Source organism: Nocardiopsis protaetiae (assembly GCF_045446735.1).
Taxonomy (GTDB): Bacteria; Actinomycetota; Actinomycetes; order Streptosporangiales; family Streptosporangiaceae; genus Nocardiopsis; species Nocardiopsis protaetiae.
In genome coordinates this window covers 1-13,570 of the sequence record NZ_JBJJBV010000187.1, presented here as the reverse complement: position 1 = coordinate 13,570, position 13,570 = coordinate 1, and the positions used below count along the sequence as shown (strand labels likewise).

Here is a 13,570-nt window from a genome sequence, read left to right as displayed (position 1 = left end):
CCCCTGAGGAGTGTGCGGCGGATCATTCCAGCTCACGGCTCTGAGACCGCTCCCACCGGACGGTACGGACGCCGCCCGCACGGACGTGTCCGACAGCCGCCCGGCGGCGGCCCACCGACCGTCCACCGGCCGCGGAGCGGCACGGGCCCGGCCGTGGACCCGGTCCCGGACCCGGCCACAAGCCCGGCCCGGACCCGGCCCCGGCCTCAGCCCTGGTCGATGCCCACGAAGTGCCCCTCCTCCGCCTCCAGCAGCGGCGCCGACGCGTCGTCGGGGGCGACCGGGAGCTCGAAGTCCTCCGGCGGGTTCGCCTCCAGTTCGGCGTCCACCTCCGCCCAGGTGCGGTGCAGCTGGGGCACGCACGAGAGCAGGTGGCGGCTGTAGGGGTGCAGCGGGTTCTCGAACACCCGCGCGGTGGGCCCCATCTCGGCGATCGCGCCCTTGCGCAGGATCACCGACCGGTCGCTGACGTAGTTGCCCAGCGACAGGTCGTGGGTGACGAACAGGATCGCCATCCCCCGCTCCTTGAGGTCGGCGAGCAGGTTGAGCACGTCGATCCGGGTGGAAGCGTCCAGCATGCTGATCACCTCGTCGGCGACCAGCAGGTCCACGTCCAGCAGCAGGGCCCGCGCGATGAGCAGGCGCTGGAGCTGGCCGCCGCTGAGCTGGTGCGGGTACTTGCCCAGGACGTTCTCCGGGTCCAGGCGGACCGTACCGACCGCCTTGAGCACCTTCTCCCGCCAGTCGGCGTCGGAGGTCCCGGGGAAGTACGAGGACCGGATCATCTCGAACACCCGGTCGGCCTTGAAGATCGGGTTGAAGGAGCTGAACGGGTCCTGGAAGACCCCCTGCACCCGCCGGTAGTAGGCCTTGCGGGCGGCGTGCCCGCGGATGGTCGTGATGTCGGTGCCGTCGAACGCGATCGTCCCGGCGGTGGGCTTGAACAGTCCCAGCACCATCTTTCCGATGGTGCTCTTGCCGCTGCCGCTCTCCCCGATGAGGGAGACCACCTCACCGGACCCGACCTTCAGGCTGACGTCGCGGACGGCGCGCAGCCGCCCGCCGCCGAACGCCCCGACCCGGTACACCTTGTGCACGTGGCTGAGTTCCAGCACGTCCTCACCCCGTCTTCCAGCAGGCGGCCCAGTGGCCGGGTTCGATCTCGACCAGCGGAGGACGCTCCGAGCACTTGGCGAACGCCAGCGGGCAGCGGTCCTTGAAACGGCACCCGGTGGGCGGGTTCAGCAGCCCGGGCGGGGTGCCGGGGATGCCCTCCAGCCGGCCCTGGTCGGTGGTGGTCCCCACCTCGGGCAGGGCGGAGATGAGCATCTGCGTGTACGGGTGCCGGGGGGCGTTGATGATGGTGGACGCCGAGGCCTTCTCCACGATGTGGCCCGCGTACATCACCATGATCGTGTCGGCCATCTGGTACACGAGCGAGATGTCGTGGGTCACGAACACCATGCTCTTGATGTACTCGCGGTCCCGGAACTCGACCAGGGACTCGGCGACGGCGCGCTGGGTGGACACGTCCAGGGCCGAGGTGACCTCGTCGGCGATGAGCAGCGACGGGTTGAGCAGCGTGGACATCACCATGACGACGCGCTGCTTCATGCCGCCGGACAGCTCGACCGGGAACCGGTCCAGGACGTCGGTGTTGAGCCCCACCAGTTCGAGGCGGCGCTTGAGCTCGTCGGCGATGTCCGCCGGGCGCACCCCCCGCGCCCGCAGCAGGTCGTTGATCATCCGCCCGATCTTGCGGGTGGGGTTGAGCGCGCTCATCGCGTACTGCGGGATGAGCGAGATCTCGTGGTACCGCAGCGGGACCATGGCCCGGTCGTCCCCGATGGGCACGTCCTTGCCGTCCAGTTCGACGGTGCCGCCGACGTGGCGCATGCGCGAGTCGAGGCGGATCAGGCTCTTGCCCAGCGTGGTCTTGCCGCACCCGGATTCGCCGGCCAGACCCATGATCTCGCCGTCGGCCAGATCGAAGGTCACGCCGTCCAGGGCGTGGACGTCTCCGCGCAGGGTCTGGTAGTAGACCTTGAGGTCGTTGACGCGCAGAGTCATCTACAGCTCCCGCAGCTTGGGGTTGAACACCTCGTCCAGCCCGACATTCAGGATGTACAGGGAGCCCACGATCACGGTGATCCCGAGGCCCGGCGGGATGAACCACCACCACATGCCCAGGTAGAGCGAGCTCCACTTCATGGCGCTTTCGAGCATGAGGCCGAGCGAGACGCCGTTGGTGGGGCCCAGGCCGATGAAGTCCAGGCCCGCGGCGATGAGGATCGAGCCGCCGAACAGCAGGATGAAGGCCATCACCAGGTAGGAGCTCATGTTGGGAGCGATCTCGGTGGTGATGATCCGCCAGGTGCGGCGTCCGCTGAGCCGGGCCAGGTCGACGTAGTCGCGGGTGGCGAGCGTCAGCGCCTGGGAGCGGACGGCTCGGGCCGCCCACGGCCAGGAGGTCAGGCCGATGAACACGCCCTGGATGAAGATGCCGCGCACCTCCAGGTAGGCCGTGATGACGATGAGGACGACGAGGGCGGGCAGCACCAGCACGATGTTGGTGAGCATGTTGAGGATCTCGTCGACGATCCCGCCCTTGTACCCGGCGACGAACCCGACCGTCGTGCCGATGACGAAGGCCACGCCGCCGCCGAACGCGCCGATGAGGAAGGTCGAGCGCAGGCCGAACACGAACTGGGCCCAGACGTCCTGCCCGAAGCTGGTCGTGCCGAACCAGTACTCGCCGTTGGGCGCCTGGCTCTTGGGGCCGACGTACTCGTTGGGCCCGTGGTCGATGAAGAAGGGGCCGATGATGCCGAGCAGCAGCATCCCGAGCACGATCCCCAGCCCGATGAGCAGCTTGGGGTTGCGCACGGCGAAGTGCAGGACCTCGGAGGTCTTGCGCTCGGCGGTGGGTTCGGTGGCTCCCGCGGCCTCCGCGGTGCCCGGGGCTCCGGCGATGTCGCTCACGCCGCGCCTCCCGTCATCTGGACCCGGGTGCGCGGGTCGACCAGCACGTAGACGATGTCGATGATGAAGTTGGCGATCAGCACGCCGACGACCACGAACAGGAAGGTGCCCTGGAGCACGAAGAAGTCGCGGCTGTTGAGCGCCTGGAGGATCAGGCTGCCCAGGCCGGGGTAGTTGAACACGATCTCGGTGAGCAGGGCGCCGGACAGGACCGTGCCCAGCTGGACGGCCAGTCCGGTGATCTGCGGCAGCATCGCGTTGCGGAACGCGTAGCGGCGGATCAGCCGGGTGGGTGCGCCCAGGGCCTGGAGGTAGTTGGAGTAGTCCGCCTCCAGCTCGTAGATGATCATGTTGCGCATACCGATCGCCCAGCCGCCCAGCGCCACGATGAACATGGACAGGAACGGCAGGAACCAGTGCGTGATCAGGCTGGAGATGAACAGCCAGGAGAACTCCACGCGCAGGGACGGCGAGTAGCCGCCCGCGGTGGGCAGGACCCCGGCGACGATGCCCAGGCTCCAGGCCAGCAGCAGGGCCAGCCACATGTAGGGCATACCGGTGAGGATGTAGCCGACCGGCAGGATCGTGTTGTCGAGCAGCTTCTTGCGGGCGGCGAAGGCGCCGATCCGGTTGCCGACGATCCAGCTGAGGATGATGGCGGGGATGAGCAGGCCCAGGGTGAAGGGCACCGACCTCAGGATGATGTCGAGGACGGGCTGGGGGTACAGCATGACGCTGACGCCCAGGTCGCCGCGGAACAGTCCTGTCCAGAAGGTCAGGTACTGCTCGTGCAGCGGGGTGTCGAGGCCGAAGACCCCGGTGTAGTAGTCGGTCATGCGCTGTAGGGCCTCGGGGTTGCCGACCGAGGCGCGGGAGAGCATGCTCCGAACGGGGTCACCCGGCATGAAGCGCGGGATCATCCAGTTGATGGTGACCGCGATGACGAACGTAAGCAGGTAGACGAAGAGCTTACGGCCGATGTAGCGCCACACACGTTCCTCCAGGTGATGGTGGCGGACGGACGACGAGCCCCGGGCGGGGCGGGACCCGGAACACGGACCCGGGTGGGGGTCCCTGCGGGGGTTCCGGTGTCCCGCCGGTGTCGGGGTCGCCCCGGGCGGGCGGTTTCGCGCCGTGCCCGCCCGGGGCGGATCGGTCGGCGGGACGCGGGGGGAGGGGTTCTCCGGCCCGCCGACCGGGGGATGCGGCTACTCGCCGGCCGGCTCGATGGTGGCCAGGGTGTAGATGCCACCGAGCTGGTAGATGCCGTTCCACATGGAGGCGTAGGTCTTGGGCGCACCTTCGCGCTCACCGGGCCAGTTGGTCCAGACGGTGTTGTTGGCCTGCGACCACATGCCGTTGTACCAGAGCGGGATGGCCGGGAGCTCGGCCAGCTGGATCTCCTGGATCTGCGAGGTGATCTCGGCGGCGGCCGCGACGTCGTCCGCGGGGACGGCGGCGAGCTGCTCGACGAGCTCCCACGCCTCCTCGTTCTCGTACCGGTGGAAGTTGACCGTGGACTGCTGCTCGCCCACCGGGAGCTGGAAGAGGTAGTCGTAGTACGTCCACGGGGTGTTGCTCGCCCCGCGCTCGTTGTTGATGACCAGGTCGAACTCACCGGCGTTGCGGTTGTCCACCAGCAGGTCGTACTCGGGCGTCTGGGCCTGGATGTTGATGCCGACGGCCTGGGCGTTGGCCGCGATGACGTTGGAGGCCTCCATCCAGTCGGTCCAGCCGGCGGGGACCTCAAGGGTCAGCGAGATGGGGTCGCCGTCGGGGGTCTCGACGTAGCCGTCGCCGTCCTCGTCCTGGTAGCCCGCGTCTTCGAGGAGCTTCACCGCCTCGTCGGCGTTGTAGGTGAAGCCCTCCTCCTCGACCAGGTCGTGGTCGATGTAGTCGTCCCAGATGGGGAGCAGGCCGGTGGGGCTGGCCGCCTCGACGAGGTTGGCGTAGGGGCCCTCGATGATCTGGGTGATGTCGATGGCGTGCGCCAGGGCCTGGCGGAACTGGGGGTCGTCCAGCGGCTTCTTGGTGGTGTTGGGCACCAGCCAGGCGGTGTTGGCGGGCTGCATGTAGGGCGGCCCGTCGTAGTAGCTGGTGATCGCCTCGTTGCCGTTGATGATCTGGTCGATGCCGGGCAGGAAGTTGTTCGACAGGTCGACCTGTCCCTGCTGGAGCATGCCCAGGGTGACGTCGTTGGAGGCGTTGACGAGGTCGACGATGTAGCGGGGCTTCATCTCCAGGTCGAGGGCCTCGGTGCCCCACCAGTCGTCGTTGCGCTCCCAGACCAGGCGGTCGTCGGTGTGCGACTCGTAGGAGTAGGGACCGGAGCCGACCGGGTCCTCGTTCACCTCGCTCATGATCTGTTCTTCGGTCTTCTCACCCCAGATGTGCTCGGGGGCGATGGGGTGCGAGTAGACCCAGTTCATCCACTCCTGGGGGCGGTTCTCGCTGAACGTGACGCGGACGGTCTGCGCGTCCACGGCCTCCACGCTCTCGATGAAGTTCCACAGGTTGCTGAAGGGGACGGACCCGAACTGGCCGATCTCCAGGGTGGACACGACGTCGGCGGAGTCGATGGCCTCCCCGTCCTGCCAGGTGATGCCCTCGCGCAGGACGATCTCGTGGACGTTCTCCTCGGGCCAGCTGTCGCTCTCCGCCAGCCAGGGGACGTACTCGCTGGTGTTGGGGTCGAAGAGGAAGAGCGGCTCGTAGGCCAGGCCCACCGTGCCGATCGCGTACTGGCCCTGCATGAAGGGGTTCCAGTTGGCCGGCGGACCCCAGGCTGTACCGGTGGTGTACAGCGTCTCGTTCCGGGGGTACTCCCCGGAACCTCCTCCGTTTCCGCCGTCGCCACCCGCGCACGCCGTGGCCGCGAGGGCCACTGCCGCGAGTGCCGCCGGAAGCCGAAGAGATCTCATCGCGACTCCTCCTTCTTTCACCCGGCCGGCCGCTCGTGGGGGGAACTGCCCTCTTCCGGGACTCGGAGAGGTGGGAGCGCTCCCAATCAGGGGCGCGGAGACAGGCCGTTGCTGAACCGGGTAAGTGACGTTAACAACAACACGCGGACGGGAAGGGCGTCAATGGTCGTCACGTCGCTGTTATTCGCTTGTAACAGCACAGATGTGGGCAAGACAGACGGCCGATCGTCGCTGAACCGGTTCCGCACGGGTCCCCACTCCTCTTTCCGGCGACGTGATGGAGAGCACGCCGTGCGCGGTAGTTTTCCACAGTGCGCGGGGATTTGGTAGCGCTCCCACGGCCCCTCCGGGGCGCCCGGGGCACACGTGTGCGGCGGCGCCGGGGACCGGCCGCGATAGGCCCGCTCAGCCCGCCAGGGGGCCCGTGCTGCCGCGCGGCTGGAGCTCGCCCCGCGCCGTCTCGCGGCTGCCCACCGCCCGCCCCTCGACCGCCTCGGCGAGCATGCGCGCGGCCTCCCGGCCGCAGGTGACCACGTCCCGGGCGACCGCGGTCAGCGAGGGGTGCACCAGGCGGCACAGCGTCGAATCGTCCCAGGCCACGATGGACAGCTGGCCGGGGACGTCCACGCCCATCTCCCGGGCCACACCCAATCCGGCCACCGCCATGACGTCGTTGTCGTAGACCAGGGCGGTGGGCCGCTCGGCGCTGGCCAGCAGGCGGCGGGTGGTGCGGGTGCCCGCCTCCCCCGTGTAGTCGGCGTGGACCGTGGCCGCCCCGGCCAGGCCGGCCTCGGCGGCGGCCGCCTCGAACGCGCGGGTGCGGTCGTGGGTGTGCATGAACTCCTCGGGCCCGGCCACCCGGACCACGCGCCGGTGTCCCAGCGCCGCGAGGTAGTGCACGACCTCCCGGATCGAGGACGCGTCGTCGGTGAACAGGCACGGCAGGGTCCCGGCGCCCTTGGGCCCGCCCAGGACCACGGCGGGCAGGGGCAGCTCCTCGACCAGGGCGACCCGGGGGTCGTCGACCCGCAGGTCGACCATGACGACCCCGTCCACCCGGCGCTCGGCGAACCAGCGCCGGTACGCCCCGACCTCCGCCTCCCGGTCGTCGGTGACCTGGAGCAGCAGGTCGGTCCCGGAGACCGCCAGTTCCGTCTCGATGCCCGAGATCAGCTGCATGAAGAACGGCTCCACGCCCAGGGAGCGGGCGGGGCGGTCGACGATCAGGCCGATGGCGCCCACGCGTCCGCCCGGCGACAGGGCGCGGGCCGTGCTGCTGGGCGCCCACCCCAGGTCGTGGGCGATCGCCAGGATGCGCTCGCGGGTCTCCTGGGAGACCCCGGGCCGGCCGTTGAGGGCGTAGGAGACCGCCCCCTTGGACACCCCCGCAGCCTTGGCGATGTCCATGATGGTCGGCCGTCGCATCAAAGCCCCCACACGTCCCCCTGACCTCGAACACTGAACCGGTTAAGCGGCGATGTGGGATTGTACTGCACGTTCCGTCGGCCGTCCCGGCCGCGGTGGGTCCGGATCATCCGGGCTGGCAGCCCGGGCACCAGTAGAGCGTTCGTCCGGCCAGCTCGGTGGCGGCGATCGGCGAGCCGCACACCCGGCAGGGTTCGCCGGTGCGGTAGCAGACGTACAGGGTGTCCGGCCGGGGCACCGGGAGGGCGTCGGGGTCGGGCCGGTGCTCGGGGCGGGTCGTGATGATGTACCCGTCGCGGACGCCGTCCCGGAGCAGCCCGGACAGGTCCTCCCACAGGGCGTCCCACTGCTCCCGGGACAGGTCGCGGCCCGGGGTCGCCGGGGCCAGGCCCGCGCGGAACAGGGACTCCGCCCGGTAGATGTTGCCGATCCCGGCGATGACCTCCTGCCGCATGAGCAGGGCGGCGATGCTCGTCCGGGAGCGGGAGACCGCCCGCCAGGCGCGTTCGGGGTCGGCGTCGGGGCGCAGCGGGTCGGGGCCCAGGCGCTCCTGGACGGCGAGCTTCTCCTCCTCAGTGACGACCTCGCAGGCCGAGGGGCCGCGCAGGTCCGCCCAGCCGGAGGCGTTGACCAGCCGGGCCCGGACGGCGCCGACCGGCGGAGGCGGAACGGCGAACCCGTCCGCGTCGCGGACCAGGTCGATCCGGTCGGCCCCGGGGGCGCGGGGCGCGCCCAGGTGGCGTTCGCCGTCGGCGTCACCGAAGGTCCAGGCGCCGTACAGTCCCAGGTGGACCCGCAGCCACTCCCCCGAGTCGAAACCCAGGAACAGGTGCTTGCCGTGCGCCTCCCCGGCGGTCAGGACGCGGCCGTCGATCCGGGCCGCGCCGTCGGCGAACCGGCCCTGGGGGCTGGCGGCCCGCACCGCGCCGCCGCCGAAGGTCTTGTCGAAGTGCGCCGCCAACCGGTGCAGCGTGTGGCCCTCGGGCACCCGTTCCCCCCTCGTCTCGCCGAACACGGCGAAGCCGGACCTTCGCCGCATCAAGGGTAGTGCGGGTCAACGGGCTTCGAGGATCTCCCGGACGAGTCGGTCGGGGTCGGCCAGGCAGCGCCAGGCGGGGACCACCACGACGGGGTCGCCGGTGATGCGGTTGAGGGAGTCGCCGCGGGCCATGAGGCGGCGCAGCCGGCGGCCGTCGGGTTCGCGGTCCAGGAGTATGAGCAGGCGCCGGGCGCCGAAGCGGACCACCAGGTCGGCGGTCCAGCCCTCCACGGTCTGCTGGAGCTCGACGCGCGTGCCCGCCTCCCGGAGCCGGTCGACCAGAACGCGGCAGGCGCCGTCCGGGGCGTTCTCGGGCACGGCGACCAGCTCGGCGAGCGGGCCGTCCCCGGCCTCCCAGTGGGCGCGGTCGCCGACGACCACGAGCCGCTGCGCGGTGCGGGTGAGCACCGCGGACCACAGGTGCCCCATGCGGCGCACCCGGCGCTCGATGATCGCGGGGGCGCCCTGGGCGAGCAGCGGCGAGAGCACGGTGACGTCGGCCCGGTCGAGGTCGCCGCCGAGCAGGTCGGGGCCGCCGACCACGACGTGGTGGCGGAAGTTCCGCGGCCGGAGCAGGCGGCGCAGCAGCGCCACCTGGGGCTGGGTCGGGGCGACCACGGCGATGGTGCGCCCGCGCGGCAGGTGCTCGTCGATCTCGTCGACGACCACGGCCGCACGGTAGGCCTCCTCCCGGTTGATGTAGGACAGGCCGGGGGCGGCCTCGCAGACGCCCGCGACGTCGCGCCACTCGAAGGCCGGGCCGCCGCCCGGGTCGGGTGCGGTGGCCACCGATATGCGGCCGCCGTAGCAGTGGCGCGAGGCGGTCTCGGCGAGCAGCGGAGGCGCCCCGGAGTGCTCGTCCAGCCACAGGGTCTCCTCGACGGCGCGGGCGGCCGCGCGCAGCGCCGACCCGGTCCCGTGGCGCAGGCCGCGCTCGTCCAGCCGGTCGGCGGCGAGCCCGGCGGCGGCCAGGGCGCGGCGCTCCTCGTCGGGTTCCAGGGCGCTGGCCGGACCGGGGTGCGCCGGGTCGCCCACGACCAGGGCCCGGGAGGCCCGGTGCAGGGCCGGCAGCAGCTCGGAGACCCGGGTCCGCTCCGCGCCCAGCACGACGACCAGGTCGAACAGGCCCGGCCGCGGCGGCAGGGCGCGGACCTGGTCGGTGCGGCAGGCCCAGGCGGGCAGCACCTCGATCAGCCCGTCCATGCCGGGCCAGCTCGGGCCGTGGTGCCAGTTGAGGGTCTCCAGCCGGTTCTCCAGGGCGGGCCTGCCCCGCCACAGCCGGGGTTCGACGGCGGCGGCCAGGCAGGCGGCGCCGATGCGGCGGTGGTGCTGCTGGGCCTGGGCGAGCCGCTCGGTCAGCTCGCCCAGGGGCGCGTGCCGGGTGCGGCGGTCCAGGGCGGCGCGCCAGCGGCTCTCCAGGCGGGCGATGGCGCACAGCCGGGCGAGGGTCTCGGGGTCGGTGTCCAGGCCCAGTTCGCGGCGGATCGCGGAGCGGTGCTGGAAGGCGCCCAGGCCGCCGGCGAAGGCGCGTTCGGCCCGGGGCAGCCAGTACTCGGGGCCGCCGCTCTCGGGGGTGAAGAGACGGTCGGGGTCCCAGCCGTCGGCGATGCCGCGCCCGCGTTCCAGGGCCAGGTGGGCGAGCTCGTACCCGCCCGCGGCCATGCCGTCCATCTCCTCCCAGACGGCGCGGACCAGGGACCAGTGGTGGGCCAGGTCGGCGCGGGCGGCGGCGGGGTCCTCGGGGCGGGGCGGGGCGCCGCCGTGATCGGCGAGCAGCCGCCCGATGAGGCGCGCCTCGGCGGCCCGGTGCTCCTTGCCGCCGACCCGCATGACGGGGTGGCCCCCCTCGGCCCGGTGCAGGACCTCGCGGACGTCGTGTTCGGTACGCCCGCACACGAGGACCCGCTGCCCGGAGCCGACGGCGGTGCGCACCACGGCGTCGACGAGGTCGTGGGCGCCGGTGCCGGGCGGGGCGGCCACGGCGGTGAGCCGGTCGGTCATGGACGCGCACAGCGCGGTGTACCGGGCCTGGTCCAGGGGGGAGGCGCTGAGCGGGACGGGGCCGCCGTAGGGCTCCTGGTCGTCCCGGTGGGCGCGGGGGTCCCGGGGGGCTCGGGCGTCCCGGGGGGCGCGGGTGTTCCCGCCTCCGTCGACGGGGTCCGGCCCGGGGGCGCCGCCGGAGCCCTCCAGCAGGGCCTGGAGGGCGGTGTCGTCGATGGCGCCGGGGTCGATGCCGTCCCGCTCGGTGGGGTCGAGGTCGGCCAGGACCGCCTCGACGGTGCCGGGTTCGGGCACCTCGTCACCGGGGCGGGCGCCGGGTCCGGCGCGGAACAGGACGGCGACGTTGTGGGCGCCGTCGACGGGGTCGCGGGGCGCGTCCCGGGTGGCCGCCGGGTCGATGTCGTCGACCCGTTCGATCTCCAGGCGGGAGAGCAGGGTGCGCACCTTGACGGCCAGGTCCGCGACGGCCGCGGGCCGCCCGGAGGGGTCGGGGGATCCGGCGCGCAGCCGGGTCCGCAGCTCGAAGAGGTCCTCGGGGTCGGTGGTGCCCAGCCGCTCCAGCAGGGCGGCGTTGACGTCGGGCGGGCCGATCGCGCGGATCCGCGGGGCGTCCGGGGCGGCGGGGTCGTCGACCACCTGGACGTCCACGGTGAGCAGGGGCAGGGCGGCCCGGTCGGCGCCCTCGCCCAGGATGACGAGGGGGTAGCCGTAGCGCAGGGCCTGCCCGTGCCGGGCGGCCAGGCGCACGACCCGGGCGGCCGCGGGTCCGGCCGGGGTGCGGTCCCCGTCGCCGGCGAACAGGGTCTCGGCGCCGCCGGGCAGGCAGGCGCAGGTGTCGCCGTCGAGGTGGCCCAGCAGCACCGTGTGGGTGTGCACGGCCTCGCGGCGCAGGCAGGCGCGCAGGTAGCCGAGCAGGCCGCGGGGGTCGATGCCGTCGGCGGCGGGCGGCCGCCAGCGCAGGGAGGCCCCGCCCGCCCCCTGCCTGCCGATCCGGATGACCGCCGGTCGCCGCCCGGCGGACACCGGTGTCCCGTGGTCGCCGAGCTCCTGCTCATCGTCCCGTAGTGATCTCACGTCCGCCCCCGGCGTCGGTCCGGTGATCATTCGATCACACACCGCTGTCACGACCCATTGTCGTGGATAACGCGGGCCGAGATCTCCCGAACGCCGGAACCCGTACGGACTTTCAGGTTTTCAGGCACGGTCGCCGTGCAGGCGCAGGGCGATCCACAGTTCTGCGCGCACGTCGGGGTCGTCGAGGTCGGCCGGGAGCAGGTCGCGGATGCGGCGCATCCGGTACCGCAGGGTGTGCCGGTGCACGCCCAGGGCCTCGGCGGCGGCGTCCCAGCGGCCCGCGGCCGCCAGGTAGGCGCGCAGCGAGGCGAGCAGTTCGGCGCCGGAGCGCTCGGCCAGCAGCGGGGCGAGCAGTTCCTCGGCCATCCGGGTCCCGGCGGGGGTGTCGGCCAGGCCCAGCAGGCCGCCGGGCAGGTCGGCGGCGCGCACCGGGCCCCCGCCCTGGGAGCGGGCCGCCTCGCGGGCGCGCTCGGCCTGGGCCAGGGCGGCGGCGAGCCCGGTGTAGTCGGCCGGGTCGCTGATCCCGATGGGGCCGTCGAGCAGGTCGGCGACGGCCGCGGCCGGGGTGTCGGCGGCCGCCAGCAGCAGGGCGCGGCCCTCGTGCTCGGCGACGAGGACGCCGTGCGGGGGGTGGGCGCCCTGGGCCGCGTCCGCGGCGGCGATCACCACGGGGGCGGGCGGGAGCACGGCGATCAGCCGCCCGGCGCCGGGGTGGGCCGGGTCCAGGGCCCCGGTGAGCAGGGCGGCGAGCACGCCCTCGCCCATGCGGGCGATGTCGCCGTGGGCGTCGCGCTCCAGTTCCAGGGACAGCAGGGAGACGGCGGCGTTGACCAGGGTCCGCTGCTCGGGCCCCAGCGGCCCGCCGGTGCCCACGGCGAGGAACCCGCGGACCCGGCGCCCGGTGGCCAGCGGCTGGGCCCAGACGTGGTCGCCGCCCACGGTGACCGCGACGCTGGCGCGCGGCCCGGCCGCCTTGAGCCGGTCCAGCTCCCCGGCCAACTGCGCGGCCAGGTCCTGCGGGCGCGGGGCCGTCCCGCCGGGGGCGGCGTGGCGCGCGGAGCCGTCGGCCGCCAGCAGCAGCACCCGGGCGCCCAGGTCGCGGGCGAGCCGGTCGACGACGGCCTCGGCCCCGGTCAGGGCGGCGCGGGTGAGGTCGCGCTGGGCGGTGAAGGCGCGGCTGAGCCCCTCGTACTCCTCCTTGGCCAGGACCCGGGAGACCTCCTTGCCGACGGCGATGAAGGGGGTCCGCCGGGCGACCTCCAGCAGGGTGACGCCGAACTCGGCGGCCGCCTCCCGCAGCTCCTCCGGGGTCTCCTCCAGGGCGACGCCCACCCCGAACCCGAGCCCGGCGATATCGCGCCGGGCCAGCCGACGCACGTATTCGCGCAGGTCCGGCGGGGACTCGGCCCAGCGGACGCCGGTGGTGAGCAGCAGCTCGCCCCCGGCCAGGTAGGGGGTGGGGTCGGTGAGCTCGCTGACCGCGACCCACCCCACCGTGCGGTCCAGCCCCTCCTCGCCGGTGAGCGGGCGCAGCCCCAGGGAGGGGGTCCGCACCAGTCCGCCCAGGGTCGGTGGCATCGGCCCTCCACTCTTCGCGGTCGGTGGCCCCTGCCGCATTGGCGCAGGGACCTGCGTCGATTATCCACGGTGTCCATGTCCGCCGGTCCGGACGCGGCCTAGTGTCATGCGGGTCGGGGCCGCGCGCCCCGTCCCTTTCCGCACCCCGTGTCGCACTGAAGGAGGCAGACGCATGGCCGTGACCGAGGTCGCCCAGTCCCGCCGGATCGTCACCGAGATCCCCGGTCCCAAGTCCCGTGAGCTCCAGGAGCGCCGTGTCGCGGCCGTCGCCAAGGGCGTCGGCAGCGTGCTGCCCGTCTACGTGACCCGCGCCGGGGGCGGGATCGTCGAGGACGTCGACGGCAACGCCCTCATCGACTTCGGCTCGGGCATCGCCGTCACCAACGTCGGCAACGCCGACCCGCGCGTGGTGGAGCGCTCCGCCGAGCAGCTGGGCCGGTTCACGCACACGTGTTTCATGGTCAACCCGTACGAGGCGTACGTGGACGTGTGCGAGGCCCTCAACCGGATCACCCCCGGTGACCACGAGAAGCGCTCGATCCTGCTGAAC

The 13,570-nt window shown here is 72.9% G+C and carries 10 protein-coding genes; 1 reads left to right on the top strand and 9 read right to left on the bottom strand.

The genetic code is table 11. The annotated features are described in order from the left end of the window. Positions 1–206: 206 nt before the first annotated feature. The 9 genes from ACJOT3_RS24435 to ACJOT3_RS24395 all read right to left on the bottom strand — a co-directional run bounded on the left by ACJOT3_RS24435 (position 207) and on the right by ACJOT3_RS24395 (position 13,020). Complete coding sequence (locus tag ACJOT3_RS24435) at positions 207–1,115, bottom strand: ATP-binding cassette domain-containing protein (RefSeq protein ID WP_406975437.1); 909 nt, start codon at positions 1,113–1,115, stop codon at positions 207–209. A 4-nt stretch (positions 1,116–1,119) separates the two neighbouring features. Beyond that, positions 1,120–2,070 (bottom strand): ABC transporter ATP-binding protein, encoded by a 951-nt coding sequence (locus tag ACJOT3_RS24430; protein ID WP_406975436.1) that lies wholly within the window; start codon positions 2,068–2,070, stop codon positions 1,120–1,122. Beyond that, entirely contained in the window at positions 2,071–2,982 is a 912-nt protein-coding gene (locus ACJOT3_RS24425) for an ABC transporter permease (protein WP_406975435.1), read from the bottom strand. After that, the gene (locus tag ACJOT3_RS24420; RefSeq protein WP_406975434.1) at positions 2,979–3,974 is read right to left on the bottom strand and encodes an ABC transporter permease; all 996 of its coding nucleotides are present in this window, start codon (positions 3,972–3,974) and stop codon (positions 2,979–2,981) included. Before ACJOT3_RS24420 ends, ACJOT3_RS24425 begins: the two co-directional genes overlap by 4 nt. 216 nt (positions 3,975–4,190) lie before the next feature. Next, the gene (locus ACJOT3_RS24415; protein ID WP_406975433.1) at positions 4,191–5,903 is read right to left on the bottom strand and encodes an ABC transporter substrate-binding protein; all 1,713 of its coding nucleotides are present in this window, start codon (positions 5,901–5,903) and stop codon (positions 4,191–4,193) included. Positions 5,904–6,308: 405 nt separating this feature from the next. After that, the gene (locus ACJOT3_RS24410) at positions 6,309–7,328 is read right to left on the bottom strand and encodes a LacI family DNA-binding transcriptional regulator (protein WP_406975432.1); all 1,020 of its coding nucleotides are present in this window, start codon (positions 7,326–7,328) and stop codon (positions 6,309–6,311) included. Positions 7,329–7,434: 106 nt separating this feature from the next. Next, a complete protein-coding gene (locus tag ACJOT3_RS24405; protein WP_406975431.1) occupies positions 7,435–8,316 on the bottom strand; it encodes an Fpg/Nei family DNA glycosylase in 882 nt (293 codons plus the stop codon). A gap of 66 nt (positions 8,317–8,382) precedes the next feature. Next, positions 8,383–11,442, bottom strand: coding sequence for a DNA helicase (locus ACJOT3_RS24400; RefSeq protein ID WP_406975430.1), 3,060 nt, complete (start codon positions 11,440–11,442; stop codon positions 8,383–8,385). A gap of 120 nt (positions 11,443–11,562) precedes the next feature. Then, the gene (locus ACJOT3_RS24395) at positions 11,563–13,020 is read right to left on the bottom strand and encodes a PucR family transcriptional regulator ligand-binding domain-containing protein (protein ID WP_406975429.1); all 1,458 of its coding nucleotides are present in this window, start codon (positions 13,018–13,020) and stop codon (positions 11,563–11,565) included. A gap of 172 nt (positions 13,021–13,192) precedes the next feature. On the opposite strand from ACJOT3_RS24395, the gene ACJOT3_RS24390 reads away from it, so the two are divergent. Then, positions 13,193–13,570, top strand: a 378-nt coding sequence (locus ACJOT3_RS24390) for an aminotransferase class III-fold pyridoxal phosphate-dependent enzyme (protein ID WP_406975428.1), incomplete at its 3' end; no start/stop codon positions are given.

Coding starts and splice junctions, on each gene's coding strand:
- ACJOT3_RS24430 (WP_406975436.1), bottom strand. CDS start 2,070: ATGACTCTGCGCGTCAACGACCTCAAGGTCTACTACCAGACCCTGCGC.
- ACJOT3_RS24395 (WP_406975429.1), bottom strand. CDS start 13,020: ATGCCACCGACCCTGGGCGGACTGGTGCGGACCCCCTCCCTGGGGCTG.
- ACJOT3_RS24410 (WP_406975432.1), bottom strand. CDS start 7,328: ATGCGACGGCCGACCATCATGGACATCGCCAAGGCTGCGGGGGTGTCC.
- ACJOT3_RS24415 (WP_406975433.1), bottom strand. CDS start 5,903: ATGAGATCTCTTCGGCTTCCGGCGGCACTCGCGGCAGTGGCCCTCGCG.